Annotated in this window: 14 protein-coding genes; 12 read left to right on the forward strand and 2 right to left on the reverse strand. The window is 60.8% G+C overall.

Features of this window, described 5'->3' with window-relative positions; translation table 11 throughout:
- Nucleotides 1-66 precede the first annotated feature (66 nt).
- Nucleotides 67-3,603 carry an indolepyruvate ferredoxin oxidoreductase family protein gene (locus B9Z31_RS03630; RefSeq protein ID WP_100118192.1) on the reverse strand — a complete coding sequence of 1,179 codons (3,537 nt, stop codon included), beginning with the start codon at nt 3,601-3,603 and terminating at the stop codon, nt 67-69.
- 328 nt (nt 3,604-3,931) lie between these two features.
- Between B9Z31_RS03630 and mnmG the strand changes: the two genes are divergently transcribed.
- The 10 genes from mnmG to B9Z31_RS03680 all read left to right on the forward strand — a co-directional run bounded on the left by mnmG (nt 3,932) and on the right by B9Z31_RS03680 (nt 14,948).
- Nucleotides 3,932-5,902, forward strand: coding sequence for a tRNA uridine-5-carboxymethylaminomethyl(34) synthesis enzyme MnmG (gene mnmG, locus B9Z31_RS03635; protein WP_100118193.1), 1,971 nt, complete (start codon nt 3,932-3,934; stop codon nt 5,900-5,902).
- Nucleotides 5,899-6,546 (forward strand): 16S rRNA (guanine(527)-N(7))-methyltransferase RsmG, encoded by a 648-nt coding sequence (gene rsmG, locus B9Z31_RS03640; RefSeq protein ID WP_100118194.1) that lies wholly within the window; start codon nt 5,899-5,901, stop codon nt 6,544-6,546. Before mnmG ends, rsmG begins: the two co-directional genes overlap by 4 nt.
- 100 nt (nt 6,547-6,646) lie before the next feature.
- A complete protein-coding gene (locus tag B9Z31_RS03645) occupies nt 6,647-7,261 on the forward strand; it encodes a LysE family transporter (protein ID WP_100118195.1) in 615 nt (204 codons plus the stop codon).
- A gap of 36 nt (nt 7,262-7,297) precedes the next feature.
- Entirely contained in the window at nt 7,298-7,915 is a 618-nt protein-coding gene (locus B9Z31_RS03650; protein WP_100118196.1) for a LysE family transporter, read from the forward strand.
- 55 nt (nt 7,916-7,970) lie between these two features.
- On the forward strand, nt 7,971-8,741 hold the full coding sequence (locus B9Z31_RS03655; protein WP_100118197.1) for a ParA family protein: 771 nt from the start codon (nt 7,971-7,973) through the stop codon (nt 8,739-8,741).
- A 21-nt stretch (nt 8,742-8,762) separates the two neighbouring features.
- Nucleotides 8,763-9,350, forward strand: a complete 588-nt coding sequence (locus tag B9Z31_RS03660) for an alpha/beta hydrolase (protein ID WP_100118198.1) — start codon at nt 8,763-8,765, stop codon at nt 9,348-9,350.
- Nucleotides 9,351-9,352: 2 nt separating this feature from the next.
- Nucleotides 9,353-10,270, forward strand: a complete 918-nt coding sequence (locus B9Z31_RS03665; protein WP_100118199.1) for a ParB/RepB/Spo0J family partition protein — start codon at nt 9,353-9,355, stop codon at nt 10,268-10,270.
- Nucleotides 10,271-10,282: 12 nt separating this feature from the next.
- On the forward strand, nt 10,283-12,016 hold the full coding sequence (locus B9Z31_RS03670; RefSeq protein WP_100118200.1) for an ATP-binding protein: 1,734 nt from the start codon (nt 10,283-10,285) through the stop codon (nt 12,014-12,016).
- A gap of 2 nt (nt 12,017-12,018) precedes the next feature.
- Nucleotides 12,019-13,776: an ATP-binding protein gene (locus B9Z31_RS03675; RefSeq protein WP_100118201.1), complete on the forward strand. Its 1,758-nt coding sequence runs from the start codon at nt 12,019-12,021 to the stop codon at nt 13,774-13,776.
- Complete coding sequence (locus B9Z31_RS03680) at nt 13,773-14,948, forward strand: benzoate/H(+) symporter BenE family transporter (RefSeq protein WP_100118202.1); 1,176 nt, start codon at nt 13,773-13,775, stop codon at nt 14,946-14,948. The genes B9Z31_RS03675 and B9Z31_RS03680 overlap by 4 nt, the downstream gene beginning before the upstream one ends.
- Here the strand turns inward: B9Z31_RS03680 and B9Z31_RS03685 are convergent.
- Nucleotides 14,940-16,367 (reverse strand): FAD-binding oxidoreductase, encoded by a 1,428-nt coding sequence (locus tag B9Z31_RS03685; protein ID WP_100118203.1) that lies wholly within the window; start codon nt 16,365-16,367, stop codon nt 14,940-14,942. The two genes, B9Z31_RS03680 and B9Z31_RS03685, sit on opposite strands and share 9 nt — an antisense overlap.
- Before the next feature lie 197 nt (nt 16,368-16,564).
- Here B9Z31_RS03685 and B9Z31_RS03690 point away from each other — a divergent pair, with 197 nt between their 5' ends.
- Complete coding sequence (locus tag B9Z31_RS03690) at nt 16,565-17,143, forward strand: cob(I)yrinic acid a,c-diamide adenosyltransferase (RefSeq protein WP_100118204.1); 579 nt, start codon at nt 16,565-16,567, stop codon at nt 17,141-17,143.
- A 7-nt stretch (nt 17,144-17,150) separates the two neighbouring features.
- The gene (locus B9Z31_RS03695) at nt 17,151-17,480 is read left to right on the forward strand and encodes a hypothetical protein (RefSeq protein WP_100118205.1); all 330 of its coding nucleotides are present in this window, start codon (nt 17,151-17,153) and stop codon (nt 17,478-17,480) included.
- Nucleotides 17,481-17,492: the final 12 nt, after the last annotated feature.

Below are 17,492 nucleotides of genomic sequence, written 5' to 3' on the forward strand. Positions count from 1 at the left end.
AAGGGCCTGAGCCTAAATGAACCATCGCCCTGAAAAGGGCGATGGTTTTTTTGTGGCGCCTTTGCGTTATGGCGCGCTCAGTGAAGCCCACAAAGTCCGTGCAGCACGGATGTTGCGTTCCTTGACATGGCCAAAGCCTTTGATGTTCTCCGGCACACGCGCCACACGCAGTGCATGGTCATGTGAATCGGCCGTCAAATTGTTCAGCACGCCATCGATGTGTTGCACATATTCGCGTATCAATGCACGCTCGGTTTGGCGCTCCTCGGTTTTGCCGAAGTAGTCCAGTTTGGTGCCGCGCAGCCCTTTGAGTTGGGCCAATATTTTGAAGCCCGTCAGCATGATGGGGCCAAACTTTCGCTTGACCAGTTCACCTTGTTTGTTGTGCTTCGCCCAAAGGGGCGGGGCCAGGTGGTAATGCACTTTGAAGTCACCTTCAAAGCTATTTTGAATGCGCTCCATGAAGCCTGTTTGCGTGTGCAGACGGGCCACTTCGTATTCGTCTTTGTAGGCCATCAGGCGGTACAACTGACGCGCCACCGTGTCGCTGAGCTGGGTTTTGCCCAAAGGCGCTTCGGTGGCTTGAACGCGCGCCACGATGCTTTGGTAAAGCTGTGCGTAGGTGCTGTCTTGGTAGTCGGTCAAGCGTGCCATGCGGTCGGCGATCAGGTCTTCCAGAGATTCGCGTTTTTTGAATTGGATGACTTGTGCAGGTTGCATGTGCTTCATCAAGGCATCCAGCTGGTGCGCGGCGTGCCTGCCCCATTCGAAAGCAGCCAGGTTGTTTTTGACCTGCACGTCGTTGAGCTCGATGGCCCGCACCAAAGACTCGCGGTGCAAAGGCACCCAACCTTTTTGCCAGGCGTAACCCAGGATCATCGGGTTGACATAAATGGTGTCGCCCATGAGTTGCTTGGCCAAGGCATCGGCATCGAATGTACCCACGCCCTCTGCACCCACTTGCGCGGTGATTTCGGCCACACATTGCTCAGCCGGGTTTTGCCAGTTGCCGTTTTTCACAAAGGCGGCGGTGGGGGTGCTGTTGCTGTTCAGGGCCACATGGGTGCGGCCTGCGCGCATGCGCAAGGTGGTTTCTTTGGAGGCGCTCACGATCGGGTCACAGCCGATGATCAGGTCGGCGGCGGCCATGCTCACGCGCGTGGTGCGGATCTCCTCTTGCGTGTTGGCCAGCAAGATGTGGCTCCAGGTGGCGCCGCCTTTTTGCGCCAAGCCTGCGGAGTCTTGCGTGACGATGCCCTTGCCTTCCATGTGCGCCGCCATGCCCAACAACTGGCCAATGGTGATGACACCCGTGCCACCCACGCCGGCCACCACCATGCCCCAAGGCTGATGGATGGCGGGCAGTGTGGGCTCTGGCAGTGCGCCCAAGTGGGCCGGGTTGATTTGGGTGGTGGAAGCTGTGGCCTTCTTTTTGAAGGTGCCACCCTCCACCGTGACAAAGCTTGGGCAAAAGCCTTTGAGGCAGCTGGTGTCTTTGTTGCAGGTGCTTTGGTTGATGGTGCGCTTTCGGCCCAAAGGGGTTTCGAGCGGTTCGACCGACAGGCAATTGGACTGCACACCGCAGTCGCCACAGCCTTCGCACACCTCTTCGTTGATCATCACGCGCACAGCAGGGTCCACCATGGTGCCGCGTTTGCGGCGGCGGCGTTTTTCAGTGGCACAGGTCTGGTCATAAATGATGACGGTGGTGCCTTTGATCTCGCGCATTTCGCGTTGAATGCTGTCGAGCTCATCCCGGTGGAACACGCGCACGCCTTCGGCCAGGCTCACGCCATCGTATTTTTCGGGTTCGTCGGTCACCACCACAATGCGCTGCGCCCCTTCGGCTTTCATGCTCATGGCGATTTGCACCACGCTGTGGCCCTCTGACCGTTCACCCACAGGTTGGCCGCCCGTCATGGCGACGGCGTCGTTGTACAAAATTTTGTAGGTGATGTTCACGCCCGAGGCCACGCTTTGCCGCACGGCCAGCAGGCCGCTGTGGAAATAGGTCCCGTCGCCGATGTTGGCAAACATGTGTTGGTCGGTGCTGAAGGGTTGCTGCCCTGTCCATGGCACGCCTTCGCCCCCCATTTGTGTGAAGCCCACGGTGCTTCGGTCCATCCAGATGCTCATGAAGTGGCAGCCGATGCCGGCCATGGCGCGTGAGCCTTCGGGCACCTTGGTGGAGGTGTTGTGCGGGCAACCCGAGCAGAACCAAGGGGTGCGGTCCGCTGCTGCGCCCAGGGTCAAGGTTTGCAATGATTTTTCTTTGGCATCCAGCAGGGCCAGGTGTGCGTCGATGCGGGCCGTGGTGTCGGCGTCCACTCCCATTTTCTTCAAGCGTTTGGCAACCGCTCGGGCAATCAAGGCAGGGGTCAGGTCGGCATTGGCCCGCAGCAATGTGCGTTCGCTGGGGTTGGGAATGGACCACTCACCGCCAGAGGTGTCGCCCTCGGCTTCGTCAAACTTGCCCAAAATTTTCGGGCGCACATCGTCGCGCCAGTTGTACAGCTCTTCTTTCAGTTGGTATTCGATGACCTGGCGCTTTTCTTCGACCACCAAAATCTCGCGCAGCCCGGTGGCGAACTCGCGTGTGGTTTGCGCCTCGAGTGGCCACACCACACCCACCTTGTGCACCCGGATGCCCAGGCGTTGGCAGGTGGTGTCATCGAGGCCCAGGTCGAGCAAGGCTTGGCGCGTGTCGTTGTAGGCCTTGCCGCTGGCGATCAGGCCGAATCGATCGTTGGGGCCTTGGATGACGTTGTGGTTGAGCTTGTTGGCGCGGATGTAGGCGAGCGCCGCATACCACTTGTAGTCGAACAAACGGGCCTCTTGTTCCAGCGCGGTGTCGGGCCAGCGGATGTGCACGCCGCCGGGGGGCATGACGAAATCCGGCAAGACAATTTGCACGCGTTCGGGGTCGATGTGCGCGGTGGCACTGGACTCGACGATTTCCTGGATGGTCTTCATGCCCGACCAGATGCCCGCAAAACGGCTCAGGGCCAAGGCGTGCAAGCCTTGGTCCAGGATGTCTTGCACGCTGGCCGGGAAAAACACCGGCAAGCCGCAGGCCTTGAAGATGTGGTCGCTCTGGTGCGCGGCGGTGGAGCTTTTGGCCACATGGTCGTCGCCCGCCACAGCCAGCACGCCGCCCCAAGGCGTGGTGCCCGCCATGTTGGCGTGTTTGAAGACATCCGAACAACGGTCCACGCCGGGGCCTTTGCCGTACCAGATGCCGAAGACGCCATCAAACTTGTTGGTGCCGGGCGGCGCAAAGCCCAGTTGCTGGGTGCCCCACAAGGCGGTGGCGGCCAGCTCTTCGTTCACGCCGGGCTGGAAGACGATGTGCTGGGCCTTGAGGTGGTCCTTGGCTTTCCACAGCGATTGGTCGTAACTGCCCAGCGGCGAGCCCCGGTAGCCGCTGATGAAGCCCGCGGTGTTCTTGCCCTGCAAGGCGTCGCGCTGGCGTTGCAGCATGGGCAGCTTGACCAGGGCCTGCACGCCACTCATGAAGGCGCGGCCGACATCCAAGCTGTACTTGTCGTCCAATGTCACGGTGTCCAGGGCTTGGCGGATCGATTCGGGCAATGGGGCGTTCATGGTCTGTCCTGCGTCGAAATGTGTGGGCACAGTGTAGGGCGGGCGGGATGGGCCGTGCTTGCTTTTGGAGACAGGATTTGCCCTAGGTTCAAGCAGCGTGTTGTGCCTGAAGCCCGTGAGAAACGGCCGAAATGAATGCATACAAAACCATTCAAAAATACCCGGGATGGGTTCAACACGCGTGTGGCTCAGACAAGCTCAGGCGTTCTACAGAGTGGGCAGGTTCACCCCCTGCCTGTAAAATAAGCAGATTCAGCCGACCCCGTGGCAGGGCGGCCCATGGCGCCGTTGGTGCCTCTTTTTGGCCTTCATTCAAGGCGGACTTCTCATGCTTTACCCTCAAGAATTCGATGTGATCGTGGTTGGTGGCGGCCATGCCGGAACCGAAGCTGCGCTCGCGTCTGCCCGCATGGGCTGCAAAACCCTTTTGCTCAGCCACAACATTGAGACGCTGGGGCAGATGAGCTGCAACCCCAGCATCGGGGGCATTGGCAAGGGGCATTTGGTCAAAGAGGTGGATGCGCTGGGCGGCGCCATGGCGCTGGCCACCGACGAGGGCGGCATCCAGTTTCGCATCCTCAACAGCTCCAAAGGCCCGGCCGTACGGGCCACCCGCGCCCAGGCCGACCGCATTTTGTACAAAGCCGCCATCCGCCGCATGCTGGAGAACCAGCCCAACTTGTGGCTGTTTCAGCAGGCCGTGGACGACCTGATGGTGGAGGGCGATCGCGTGGTGGGTGCCGTGACGCAGGTGGGCATCCGTTTCCGCTCGCGCACCGTGGTGCTGACGGCCGGCACTTTCCTGGACGGCAAGATCCATGTGGGTTTGCAGAACTACGCAGCAGGCCGGGCGGGCGATCCGCCAGCCGTCAGTTTGTCGGCACGCCTCAAGGAGCTCAAGCTGCCGCAAGGGCGCCTGAAGACCGGCACGCCGCCGCGTTTGGACGGCCGCACGATTGACTTTTCCAAGTGCGCCGAGCAACCCGGTGACGGCGTGCCCGGCGGCATGAACCCCGAGGGCGGCGTGCCGGTGTTCAGCTTCATGGGCAATGCGGCCATGCACCCGCAGCAGGTGCCGTGCTGGATCACCCACACCAACGAGCGCACGCACGAGATCATCCGCTCGGGCTTCGACCGCAGCCCCATGTTCACCGGCAAGATCGAGGGCGTGGGCCCACGTTACTGCCCGAGTGTGGAAGACAAGATCAACCGTTTTGCCGACAAAGACAGCCACCAGATTTTCCTGGAGCCTGAAGGCCTGACGACGAACGAGTACTACCCCAACGGCATCTCGACCAGCTTGCCGTTCGACATCCAGTACGCGCTGGTGCGCTCGATGAAGGGCCTGGAAAACTGCCACATCCTGCGCCCTGGCTATGCGATTGAATACGACTACTTTGACCCGCGGGCGCTGAAGAACAGTTTCGAGACACGCCAAATCAACGGCCTGTTCTTTGCCGGGCAGATCAATGGCACCACCGGTTACGAAGAAGCCGCGGCGCAAGGCTTGTTTGCGGGCATCAACGCCGCGCTGCAATGCCGAGGCGATGCCGCCTGGACGCCTGCGCGCGACCAAGCTTATCTGGGTGTGTTGGTGGACGACTTGGTCACACAAGGCGTGACAGAACCCTACCGCATGTTCACCAGCCGCGCCGAGTTCCGTCTTCAACTGCGGGAAGACAACGCCGACGCCCGATTGACCGAAGTGGGGCGACACATGGGCTTGGTGGACGATGCCCGCTGGGATGCATTCAGCCGCAAACGCGATGCGGTTTCACGTGAAACAGAGCGCTTGAAATCAACCTGGGTGAACCCACGCAACTTACCCGCCGAAGAATCGGCGCGCGTTTTGGGCAAGGCCATTGATCACGAACACAACCTGTTTGATTTGTTGCGAAGACCGAATGTGGGCTACCCGGCCCTGATGACGCTTGACGGCGGGCGCATGGCCAGCGCCGATGTTTCACGTGAAACCTTGGGCGACTTGAGTCCGTCGGTGATCGAGCAGGTGGAGATTGCCGCTAAGTACTCCGGTTACATCGACCGTCAAAAGGGCGAGGTAGAGCGCGCCGCGTTTTACGAGCACCTGCGTTTGCCCGAAGGCCTGGACTACATGCAGGTATCGGCCTTGTCGATGGAGGCGCGCCAAAAACTGGCCAAACACCGGCCAGAAACTTTGGGCCAGGCCTCGCGCATTTCGGGCATCACGCCCGCCAGCGTGTCCTTGTTGTTGATTCACCTGAAGAAGGGTGGGTTCAAGGGTTTTATGCAAGCGGCCGAGGAAGGCGTGCAGGCATGAGTGCCAACCTGGAAGCTGGCTTGCGCTCAGGTGCGCAAGCCTTGGGATTGAGCCTCTCGGAGGGTCAAATCCAGCATTTGCTGGCTTACGTTGCACTCATCCAAAAATGGAACAAGGTCTATAACCTCACGGCGCTGCGCGATCCGGCGGACATGCTCACGCACCACCTGTTGGACAGCTTGACCGCCATCGCCCCTTTGCGCCGACACACGCAAGGCCAGTCCATCCAGGTGCTGGATGTGGGCTCGGGCGGTGGTTTGCCCGGGGTGGTGTTGGCCATTTGCATGCCCGAGTTGCAGGTCAGTTGTGTGGACACGGTGGCCAAAAAAGCCGCGTTTGTGCAACAGGTGGCCGTGAGTTTGAAGCTGCCCAACTTGCGGGGCCTACATGCGCGGGTGGAGTCTTTGACGGAGCCCTATCCCGTGATCTGCTCCAGGGCCTTTGCGTCCTTGCCGGACTTTGTGACCTGGTCACGTTCGGCCCTGGCCGAGGGCGGTGTCTGGATGGCCATGAAAGGCAAGCACCCGCAAGACGAAATCGAGGCTTTGCCCGGCGACGTGGAGGTGTTTCACGTGGAACCTTTGACCGTGCCCGGTTTGGATGTCGAGCGCTGCATGGTTTGGATGCGCCCTCAAAACGACTGAAGCGCTGTTGTTTCACGTGAAACACACGCCACGCATGCATTGAAAGAGCTTGGGCCGGAGCGCATCACTTACACTCGCCCATCCCCTTGAAAGTACATGCATGTTTGGTATTTCGGATTACGGCGCATTTTCTGCGGCCTTTGTCCTGTTGTTGTTCTTGCCCGGTCCAGGCAATTTGGCCTTGATCAGCTCGGCCAGCAAGGGTGGTTTGCCCGGTGGGCTGGCTTCGGTGTTCGGTCTGTTGGTGGGCGATCAGGTCTTGTTGTGGCTGACGGTGGCCGGTTTGGCGGCGGTTCTCACGGCTTTGCCGCCTGTGTTTTTGGCCTTGCAATGGGCGGGCGCGGCGTACTTGGCGTGGTTGGGTTTCAAAATGCTCACCGCACAAGCTGGCGAAGGCCCCAGCATCCACATCACGCCCGGGCACTACTTTCGCGAAACCTTGTTCATCACCTTGCTCAACCCCAAGGCGATCCTGTTTTACTTGGCCTTTTTCCCCCAGTTCATTGACCCGGTCAAGCACCAAGGCTGGATCACCTTTGCCGCGATGGCCTCGACCATTTTTGTCTTGGGCTTTGTGTATTGTTTCGGGGTGGTGCTGGTGACGCATGCCATGGCCGAACGGATTCGTGCCCACCCCAAGTTCTCGGGTTTTTTGCAAAAAATAGCAGGTGTGTGTTTGATGGCCTTTGCGCTGAAGATGGTTTTCACCAAATAATGGCCGAAGTGTCCGTGTGCTTTTTGAAGGTTTCCCATGTTTTTTGGCATCTCTGACTACAGTGCTTTTGTCGCCGCCATCGTGTTGTTTTTGGCCATTCCTGGGCCAGGTAATTTGGCACTCATCACGTCCACCAGCAAAGGCGGTGTGCCCGGCGGTTTGATGGCCACCTTGGGGGTCATCGCCGGCGATCAGGTCCTCATGTGGTTGGCCGTGGCTGGCGTGGCGACGGTGCTGGCCACTTACCCTGCTGCGTTTGCGGCCATTCAGTGGCTGGGCGCCGCGTACCTGGCCTGGTTGGGCTTCAAAATGCTGATGGCCAAACCCGGTGACGCGCCCGTTTTGAACATCCGGCCCCGGCAGTTTTTTCAGCAAGCGCTGGCCATCACCTTGCTCAACCCCAAAGCGATCGTTTTTTACATGGCGTTCTTTCCCTTGTTTGTGGACCCCCAAACCCATTTGGGTTGGGTCAGCTTTGGCGTCATGGCGGCCACGATTGCGGCTCTGACTTTTTTATATGGCCTGGGCATGACACTGCTGACGCACCATTTGGCCGAACGCATGCGTGCCAACCCCGTGGTGGGCCGCGTGCTGGAGAAAGTGGCGGGCTTTTTCTTGGTGGGTTTTGGCCTCAAACTGGCCTTGTCCAAATAGAGCGAACGCCGCCACCCCCGACTGTTGTACGAATTGATTAACCTGAGCGCAATTTATGGCCACCATTTTCTGCATTGCCAACCAAAAAGGGGGGGTGGGTAAAACCACCACCACCGTCAATCTGGCCGCTGGTTTGGCCAAAGTCGGGCAGCGCGTGCTCTTGGTCGATTTGGACCCACAAGGCAACGCCACCATGGGCTCGGGCATCGACAAACGCACCGTTGAGCTGAACGTGTACGACGTGTTGTTGGAGTCCGCCACCATCGCCGAAGCCGTGGTCAAAGCTGACAAGTGTGGTTACGACGTGGTCAGCGCCAACCGCGAACTGGCCGGGGCCGAAGTGGAGTTGGTGCAACTGGAGCACCGCGACCAGCGTCTGAAAAATGCCTTGAAGGTGGTCGACGCGGATTACGACTTTGTGCTGATCGATTGCCCACCCTCGCTGTCCATGCTCACGCTCAATGGCCTGTGTTCCGCCCACGGCGTGATCGTGCCCATGCAGTGCGAGTACTTTGCGCTCGAAGGCCTCACGGACTTGGTCAACACCATCAAACAGGTGCATGCCAACCTGAACAAGGACCTCAAAATCATCGGTTTGTTGCGCGTCATGTTCGACCCGCGCATCACCTTGCAAATGCAAGTGAGCGACCAACTCAAGGCCCACTTTGGCGACAAGGTGTTCGACACCGTGATCCCGCGCAATGTGCGCCTGGCCGAAGCGCCCAGTTACGGTTTGCCGGGCGTGGTGTTTGATGCCTCGGCCAAGGGCAGCCAAGCCTATGTGGCGTTTGCCCGCGAGCTGGTGCAACGTGCACCCACGCTCTGAGCTTTGGCCCTTTTTTGAGTCATGACGGTTGCCTCCCACACCACCACGGCCAAGCCAGGCGACTTGGCTCAGCCCGCGCCCACGGTCTTGATCTTGCCCGGTTGGCAGGGCAGCGGCCCAGGCCACTGGCAGGTGCATTGGGCCCGCATGCCGGGCTGCACCCTGGTGGAGCAAAACGACTGGCAGCACCCCTTGCGCGGTGACTGGCTGGCGCGCTTGGACGAAACCGTGATCGACGCCCCGGGCCCGGTGGTGTTGGTGGCGCACAGTTTGGGCTGCATATTGGTCTCGGCGTGGGCGGGCGTTTCTCGGCACACGGCCCGTGTGCGTGGCGCATTGTTGGTGGCACCCGGCGACACCGAAGCCCCCGGTTTGAAAGAGCGCCTGCCGGGCTGGTCACCGATCGCCCGCCAGGCACTTCCGTTTCCCAGCGTTTTGGTGGGCAGCCAAAACGACCCGTATTGCAGCGCAGCACGGGCCCAGGCTTTCGCCCGTGACTGGGGCGCCCGATGGGTGGACCTGGGCGCGGCCGGGCACATCAACGCCGACTCTTCTTTGGGCGAATGGCCACAAGGCCAGGCGCTTTTACAAACACTTTTGAAGGATTGACCATGGTCACCAAAAAACCCAAGGGCCTTGGCCGCGGACTGGAAGCTCTGCTGGGCCCCAAAGTGCAAGAGGCACCTGCCGCCGACATGACGGCCGAAACAGGGGTGTCCACCCAGCTCAAACTCGACCAGATGGTGCCCGGCGTGTACCAGCCGCGCACCCGCATGGACGAGGGCGCTTTGTACGAGTTGGCCGAGTCCATCAAAGCCCAAGGCATCATGCAGCCGATTTTGGTGCGCCAATTGAGCGAAGGCGAGAACGCGGGCAAATACGAGATCATTGCGGGCGAGCGGCGTTTCAGGGCCAGCAAGTTGGCGGGCCTGGAGGCTGTGCCGGTGTTGGTGCGCGATGTGCCCAACGAGGCTGCGGCGGCCATGGCCCTGATCGAGAACATCCAGCGCGAAGACCTCAACCCGCTCGAGGAGGCCCAGGGCCTGCAACGCCTCATCAAAGAGTTTGGGCTCACTCACGAAACGGCAGCCCAAGCGGTGGGCCGCTCGCGCAGCGCGGCCAGCAACCTGCTGCGCTTGCTCAATCTGGCCGATCCGGTGCAAAGCATGCTCATGGCCGGGGACCTGGACATGGGCCACGCCCGCGCTTTGTTGTCGCTCGACAAGGCGGCGCAAATCACGGCGGCGAACCAGATTGCGGCCAAAAAGTTGTCGGTGCGCGAAGCGGAAAGCCTGGCCAAAAAGCTGGGTGCCGAGTTCAACCTGGTCACCCAAAAGCCCAAGAAAGAAAAGTCACGCGATGTGCGCCGTGTGGAAGAGGAGCTGTCGGATTTGTTGATGGCGCAGGTCGAGGTGCGCGTCAAAAAGCGCGTCAAGCGCTTGGGCAAGCTCGAAGAGATGGGCGAGCTGAGCATCCAGTTTGGTTCGCTCGACGAGCTCAATGGTTTGATCGACAAACTGCGCGGCTAAGGGCCAGGTGCCATGGCGGACACGGGGAGTCTCAAGGCATGGCAGGCGCATCTGCGCAGCCCGCTTTACTTCAGGCAAAGCCTGTTGGCGACCTACATGTTGGCCGCCAGCCTCAGCTCGCTGTTGTTTTACCTGATCCCGCCCGGCCAGTACGAGCGCAACGCCAACCTGCTGTTTTCGCTTTTGACCCTGGGCATGCTGCCATTGGCCTGGGTGCGCTCGCTCTTCACCCCCTTGCTCCACCTGGTGACTTTGCTGAGTCTGGTGCTGGTCACCTACATCGCCTCCAAGACGGGGGCGGTCAATTCCTCGGCATTGGTTTGGCTCAATGTGTTGGCGGTTCCGGTGCTGTTGTTGCAAGGGCCGCGCGCGGCGTTGGCGTGGATCGCGGTTGTGCTCACGACCATTTTGGCCCTGCTGTTGGGCGCGCTCACGGGCCATTTGGACACCCGCATTGACCTCATTCAGGAGGCCGTACCTTGGGCCTTCATGAACCAGGCGCTGGCCTTGGGCAATCTGATGCTGGCGGTGCGGCTTTATGAGCGGCTGCATCAGCGGCAAATGCAACAGCTCCATGAGCGCAACGAGGAAATCCAGCGCACCCACGAGGCCTTGCTTGTGGCCCAAGCCCACAAGGACGAGTTTGTGGCCGCTGTCGGGCACGAGTTGCGCACGCCCATGAACGCGATTTTGGGCTTCAACGGCGTGCTGCGCCAAGAACTGGCAGACCGACCCGAGCAGGTGGAGGTGGTGGACCACATCCGCCGCTCCACCGGCCATTTGCTCCAAGTGGTCAATGACATCTTGGACTTCTCGCAGTTGCAGGCGGGCAAGCTGATGCTGCACCTTGAAGACTTCGAGCTGCAGGCTCTGATGGACGAGGCCTTGCAGGCCGACCGCGACAAGGCGCTGGAAAAAGGCATTGTTTGGCACGGCACGCTGGACCCGCTTTTGCCTGCGCGTGTGCGTGCCGACCGCCAGCGCTTGCTGCAGATCCTGCGCAACCTGCTGCGCAACGCGCTCAAGTTCACGGCGCAAGGCGAGGTGCTGCTGCACATCCATGCCAGCCATGAGCGCCTGAACTTCGAGGTGCGCGACACCGGGCGCGGCATTGCACTGGACCAGCAGGCCCACATCTTCCGGCGTTTTGAACACGCCGATGTGCAGACCACCCGCGCCTACGGGGGCACGGGCCTGGGCCTGACCATTTGCGAAAAACTGGTGCAGCTGCATGGCGGCCAAATCGGGGTGCGCAGTCTCGAAGGGCGTGGCGCCACCTTCTGGTTCCATGTGCCCTTAATGACGGCCTCCCCAACCGCCGCTGCGCAGCCCGCCGAGGCCCACTTGCCCGCAGAAGAAGCCTTGCGCATTTTGGTCGTCGACGACAACGCCATGAACCTGATGGTGGCGCGCCTTCAAATTCAAAAATGCTGGCCCAAGGCCGAGATCGTCACGCTGGACAGCGCGACCAAGGCACTGGCCTTGCTGCGTGAGCAAAGCTTTGACGTGGCCCTGGTCGACATGGTCATGCCCGAGATGGACGGCATGGCACTCACCCGTCAAATCCGACATTTGTTTCCGGCGATCACGGCACGCATGCCCATCCTTGCCCTCACGGCCAATACCAACCCGGTCGATCGCCAGCGCTGCAGGGACGCGGGCATGGACGAGGTGCTCGACAAGCCGATGGACCTGCAAACGCTGGTGCGCTCTGTCACCCACCATGTTCTGAAGGCGAGGGCTTGAACATGCAGAGCAAAGGGTTTTCGCGGCGGGCCTGGGACGGGTTGTTGGCCCGCCTGCCTGAGCGTTATCGCGAAGGCAAGATGCTCTACATCGTGCCCTTTATCCTCTGTTTGGTGCTTGTTTTGTTGCTGTTTGCAGGCTTCAGCCCCTACCCCTATGCCAAGGAATTGCACCTGGGTTTGTCCGCCTGGTTGCTGCTGCTTTTGTACTTGTTGCACCGCGGCATGTCCTTGCCCTGGGCGGTGAACATGGGTTCGGCCGCAAGCGCCTGTATTTTGATTTACGTCGTGTGGCACTCCGGGGGCATCTTCACGCCCCGTGCGACGTGGTTTTTGCTGCTGCCCATTGCCCCGTTTTATGTCATTGGTCGGCGCGCAGGGCTGGTCTGGCTGGGTTTTTCATGGCTGATACAGATCGCCATGGCCGTGGCCAACCATCTCGGGCTTGTCCCTGCTTTTGCCCCCGAGGTGCGGCATGCCGTGTCATCCTGGTTCACCTACAGCCTGATCACCGGCATGCTCATCATCGTGCCGCTGATCTACGACAGGCTGCAAGCCAAGGCCTTGAGGAAAAGCCTGAGCTACCAGCGTGAACTGGAAGCCAAACGGCAGGAGCTGGAACAAACGCTGCGGATGCGCGAGCACTTCATCGCGACCGTGAGCCACGAGCTGCGCACCCCCATGAACGCCATCCTCGGCTTCAATGCCTTGCTGCTGTCCAGTGTCGAAGGCAAGCCCGAAGCCCTCAAGGTGCTCAACCACACCCGCCAGTCGGCCGACCACCTGATGACGGTGATCAATGACATCCTCGACTACTCGCAGCTGCAGGCCGGCCAGCTGGTGGTTCAGCCTGAAACGTTTGAGCTGCGCCGCGTGGCTGAACACGCGTTTGAACTGTTCAAACCGCGCGTCAAAAGCATGGAGCTCAGTTACCGCATCGAGGTGGATGAACAGCTGCCCGTTTGGGTGCAGACCGACCGCCACCGCCTGATGCAGGTCTTGGTGAACCTGCTGGGCAACGCGCTCAAGTTCACCCACCAAGGCGCGGTGGTGCTGCGCGTTCAGTGGCAAAACCCGGGCGTGCTCTTCACGGTGCAGGACACGGGCATTGGCATTCCCCTGGAGCGTCAGCTGAACATTTTCAAACGGTTTGGCCAAGCCGAAGACGACACGCAGGCCCGCTACGGAGGCAACGGCCTGGGCCTGGCCATTTCGCAAAAATTGGCCCATCTGCTGGGGGGCGAGATCGGTTTTGAAAGCGAGCCGGGTCAAGGCTCGCGGTTTTGGCTGCGTTTGCCATTGAGCGCCGCCCCTTCACCGGTCCAGTCGTCCGAAAAACACCCCCAGTTGTTGCAAACCGCCGATCGGGCGTGGACCTTTTTGGTGGCCGATGACCACCCGGTCAACCGCTTGCTGCTCAAGCAAGTCTTGAAAAACGCATGGCCACACAGCGTGGTGCTGGAGGCGGTGGACGGGCAAAAGACCCTGGATGTGTTGCACGCCCACAAGGTGGACATGGTCTTCATGGACATGGTCATGCCCGTCATGGACGGCATTGATGCCACAGGACTCATCCGCCAAGACGCCGACGACCGCATCCGTCAGCTTCACGTGGTGGGTTTGACGGCCAATGTGAACCCGCTGGATTTGGAGCGCTTCAAGGCCGCAGGCCTCCACGACGTGATGCTCAAACCTTTTGAGCCAGCCCAGTTGTGTCGCCGGGTAGAGGCCTTGTTGTCTGACAAGGGCGCTGCCCTATGAGGCAAGTTTGGCGCGATTTTTCGTTATCCACTGGGATGGCCGGTTTGGTGGCTGTTTTGGTGGGTTTCACCAGTTCAGCCGCCATTGTGTTTTCCGCCGCGCAAGCGTTGGGCGCCACGCCTGCACAAATGGTGTCTTGGATGTGGGCGCTTGGCATAGGCATGGGCATGACCAGTTTGGTTTTGAGTCTGTGGTACCGGCAGCCTGTTTTGACGGCATGGTCCACCCCGGGAGCAGCGGTTTTGGCGGTGAGCCAGGGGGTGAGCTTGCCTGAGGCCACGGGTGCATTCATGGTGTGCGCGTTGTTGACCATGGTGGTGGGTTTCAGCGGTTGGTTTGAACGCTTGATGGGCCAAATCCCCTTGGCCTTGGCCAGTGCCTTGCTGGCCGGGGTGTTGGCACGCTTTGCGCTGGATGCCGTTGGTGCGGTGGTGCATGCGCCTGCGCTGGTGATGGCGATGACCGGGGCCTATGTGCTTGGACGCCGCTGGTGGCCGCGCTGGTCGGTGCCTGTCGTTTTGTTGGTGGGAATGGGCGTGGCAGCCTTGCAAGGCCAGTTGCACTTGTCCAGCATCGTCTGGACTTGGGCCTTGCCCGTATGGGTCAATCCTGCTTGGAGTTGGGCGGCCATGGTGGGTGTGGCGTTGCCTCTTTTTGTGGTGACCATGGCCTCGCAAAACTTGCCGGGCGTGGCCGCGCAACGGGCTTCGGGTTTTGATATTCCGGTGTCCCCCGTGGTGGGCGCTACCGGTTTGGCCAGTTTTTGCTTGGCGCCTTTTGGCGGCTATGCGCTCAATTTGGCGGCGATCACGGCGGCCATTTGCATGGGCCAAGAGTCCCACGCCGATCCAACACGCCGCTATACCGCCTCCGTCACGGCCGGGGTTGTGTACATCGCTTTGGGTTTGGCTGGCGGCACGATCGTCAGCCTCATGGCCGCTTTTCCGCAAGCCCTGGTGTTGGCGGTGGCAGGCCTTGCATTGCTAGGCACCATCGCCTCGGGTTTGTCGGCGGCGGTCAAAGACGAGCAGCAACGCGACGCGGCCCTGCTCACATTCTTGGTGACGCTGTCGGGTGTGACTGTGGCCGGCGTGGGCTCGGCTTTTTGGGGCGTGGTGGTGGGTGGATTGGCGCAGTGGTTTTGGACACGGCGCCAAGCGGGTTCACATTGAGAAAATCTTCCCTGGGTTCATGATGTTGTGCGGGTCCAGCGCCCGCTTGATGGTGCGCATCATGTTGACGGCGCCTTCACCGGTTTCGGTGCGCAAGAAGTCCATCTTGTGCAGGCCAATGCCGTGCTCGCCCGTGCAGGTGCCGCCCAAGCGCAGCGCGCGGCTGACCAGTTGCTGGTTGAGCGCTTCGGCAGTTTCGCATTCCTGCGGGTTGTTCGGGTCGATCAAATAGCCAAAGTGGAAATTGCCGTCGCCCACATGGCCCACCAAGAAGTAAGGCAGGCCGCTGGCATCGGTTTCGGTGATGGAGTCGAGCAGGCAATCGGCCAGGCGGCTGATGGGCACGCAAGTGTCGGTGCTGATGGCGCGGCAGCCGGGCTTGCTCTGGATGGCCGCAAAGTAAGCGTTGTGCCGTGCGGTCCACAGGCGTGTGCGTTCTTCGGGCGTGGTGGCCCATTCAAACGCGTTGCCGCCAAATTCCGTGGCGATGTCTTGCACCGTTTCGGCTTGTTCTTTCACGCCCGCTGGCGAGCCGTGGAACTCCATCAGCAGCATGGGTTCTTCGCGCAGGCCCAGCTTGGCATAGGCATTGACCATGCGCACCGTGTTGTGGTCGATCAGCTCCACACGCGCAATCGGCACGCCCAGCTGAATCGTCTGGATGACCGTGTGCACCGCCGCCTCGATGCTGGGGAAGGAGCAAATGGCGGCCGAGATGGCTTCTGGCAAAGGGTACAGGCGCACCGTGATTTCGGTGATCACACCCAGCGTGCCTTCGCTGCCCACCATCAGGCGCGTCAGGTCGTAGCCGGCGCTCGATTTTTTGGCGCGGGTGCCCGTGCGAATGACCTCGCCGGCCGCCGTGACCACTTCCATGGCCAACACGTTCTCGCGCATGGTGCCGTAGCGCACGGCATTGGTGCCGCTGGCGCGCGTGGCGCTCATGCCGCCAATCGTCGCGTCTGCGCCCGGGTCGATCGGGAAGAACAGCCCGGTGGACTTGATCTCTTCGTTGAGCTGCTTGCGCGTCACGCCCGGCTGCACCGTCACCGTCAGGTCTTCGGCGTTGATCGACAGCACCTTGTTCATGCGCGTCAGGTCGATGCTGATGCCGCCTTGCACCGCCAGCAAATGGCCTTCGAGGGAGGAGCCCACACCAAATGGGATCACAGGGACTTTGTGCTCGGCACACAGCTTCACGGCGTCGGCCACGTCTTGGGTGTTTTCGGCAAACACCACGGCCGCTGGGGGGGGCACATGGGTGAAGGCCGACTCGTCACGCCCATGCTGCTCGCGGATCACCAAAGCGGTGGAGCAGTTGGTGCCAAAGCGGGCTTTCAAGGCGGCCAGAAAAGCTTCAGGCACCGCGCGTTGCGCGATTTCGGGGGCCAGGTGGGCGGCGGGTGTGGGGGCGTTCATGGTGTCTCCTGAGGTGGCGGTGAGAACCCGCCATGCATGCTCAGCGGCAGTTTACGCCGCAATCCGTGGCTTTGCTGTCCTTTGTCAGACAAGCCAAGGGGACTTGGTCGACAATAAAGCCTCTTTGCAGGGGCCCATCTTTGTGGGCGTTTCATTCAGACCCTGCACGCTTGAGCGAATAACAAGAAGGCAACACCATGGGCAACCGACTCACACAAATCGCCACCCGCACGGGCGACAACGGCACCACCGGGCTGGGCAACAACCAGCGTGTGTCCAAAAACAGCCTGCGCGTGCACGCCATGGGGGAGGTGGATGAGCTCAATTCCCACATCGGTTTGCTGCTGTGCGAAGACATGCCTGCCGATGTGCGCGAATTGCTGGTGGAGGTGCAGCACCAGCTCTTCAATTTGGGCGGTGAGCTGTCGATTCCTGGGTTTGAGTTGCTCAAAGAAGAGGCTGTCGCGGCACTGGACCAGGCCCTTGAAACATACAACGCGCAGCTGCCCAAACTGGAAGAGTTCATCTTGCCTGCAGGCACACGCGGCGCCTCACAAGCGCACGTTTGCCGCACCGTGGCCCGCCGCGCCGAACGCGCCTGTGTGGCCTTGGGCAACGAAGAAGCCCTCAACGACACCCCTCGCCAATACTTGAACCGCTTGTCAGACCTGATGTTTGTCCTGGCCCGCGTGCTCAATCGGCTCAACGGCGGTGACGATGTGTACTGGAAGAGCCAGCGCATGAGCCAAGACGACAAGTCCAAGACCTCGGCTTGAGCTGTTCATGCGTTGCGCAGGTCTCGGTCTCTTGCTGTGGGCGTTGCTCAGCCCAGCCTGGGCCGCACCGTCTGCGGTGGTCTTGCGTTGCGCCGTGGCTTACATGCCCCAGCGCAGCACGTGGGTGCGTGAGGTGCGCATCGACTGGGACTCCAAAGCCATTCGCCGCGTGCGCATCGACGGTCTGGAGCCTTATGGTTTTTCCCTTTTGTCCCATGGGGTGATGACGGCGGTGGACAACGAGCGCATCCAAATCGACCTGAGGACGCGGCAATGGCAAAGTGATTTTCGAGGACATGCCAGCGGCCAAGGCCGTTGCGAAACAGTGCCGGGCTGATGCGCCTGAGCA

It is taken from the genome of Limnohabitans sp. G3-2, from assembly GCF_002778275.1.
Taxonomy (GTDB): Bacteria; Pseudomonadota; Gammaproteobacteria; order Burkholderiales; family Burkholderiaceae_C; genus Limnohabitans_A.

What these genes read in the sequence shown, in the direction of transcription:
- rsmG (WP_100118194.1), top strand. Translation starts at nt 5,899, where the DNA reads ATGAGTGCCAACCTGGAAGCTGGCTTGCGCTCAGGTGCGCAAGCCTTG.
- B9Z31_RS03655 (WP_100118197.1), top strand. Translation starts at nt 7,971, where the DNA reads ATGGCCACCATTTTCTGCATTGCCAACCAAAAAGGGGGGGTGGGTAAA.
- B9Z31_RS03695 (WP_100118205.1), top strand. Translation starts at nt 17,151, where the DNA reads ATGCGTTGCGCAGGTCTCGGTCTCTTGCTGTGGGCGTTGCTCAGCCCA.
- B9Z31_RS03670 (WP_100118200.1), top strand. Translation starts at nt 10,283, where the DNA reads ATGGCGGACACGGGGAGTCTCAAGGCATGGCAGGCGCATCTGCGCAGC.
- B9Z31_RS03675 (WP_100118201.1), top strand. Translation starts at nt 12,019, where the DNA reads ATGCAGAGCAAAGGGTTTTCGCGGCGGGCCTGGGACGGGTTGTTGGCC.
- B9Z31_RS03630 (WP_100118192.1), bottom strand. Translation starts at nt 3,603, where the DNA reads ATGAACGCCCCATTGCCCGAATCGATCCGCCAAGCCCTGGACACCGTG.
- B9Z31_RS03685 (WP_100118203.1), bottom strand. Translation starts at nt 16,367, where the DNA reads ATGAACGCCCCCACACCCGCCGCCCACCTGGCCCCCGAAATCGCGCAA.
- B9Z31_RS03665 (WP_100118199.1), top strand. Translation starts at nt 9,353, where the DNA reads ATGGTCACCAAAAAACCCAAGGGCCTTGGCCGCGGACTGGAAGCTCTG.
- B9Z31_RS03690 (WP_100118204.1), top strand. Translation starts at nt 16,565, where the DNA reads ATGGGCAACCGACTCACACAAATCGCCACCCGCACGGGCGACAACGGC.
- mnmG (WP_100118193.1), top strand. Translation starts at nt 3,932, where the DNA reads ATGCTTTACCCTCAAGAATTCGATGTGATCGTGGTTGGTGGCGGCCAT.
- B9Z31_RS03660 (WP_100118198.1), top strand. Translation starts at nt 8,763, where the DNA reads ATGACGGTTGCCTCCCACACCACCACGGCCAAGCCAGGCGACTTGGCT.
- B9Z31_RS03680 (WP_100118202.1), top strand. Translation starts at nt 13,773, where the DNA reads ATGAGGCAAGTTTGGCGCGATTTTTCGTTATCCACTGGGATGGCCGGT.
- B9Z31_RS03645 (WP_100118195.1), top strand. Translation starts at nt 6,647, where the DNA reads ATGTTTGGTATTTCGGATTACGGCGCATTTTCTGCGGCCTTTGTCCTG.
- B9Z31_RS03650 (WP_100118196.1), top strand. Translation starts at nt 7,298, where the DNA reads ATGTTTTTTGGCATCTCTGACTACAGTGCTTTTGTCGCCGCCATCGTG.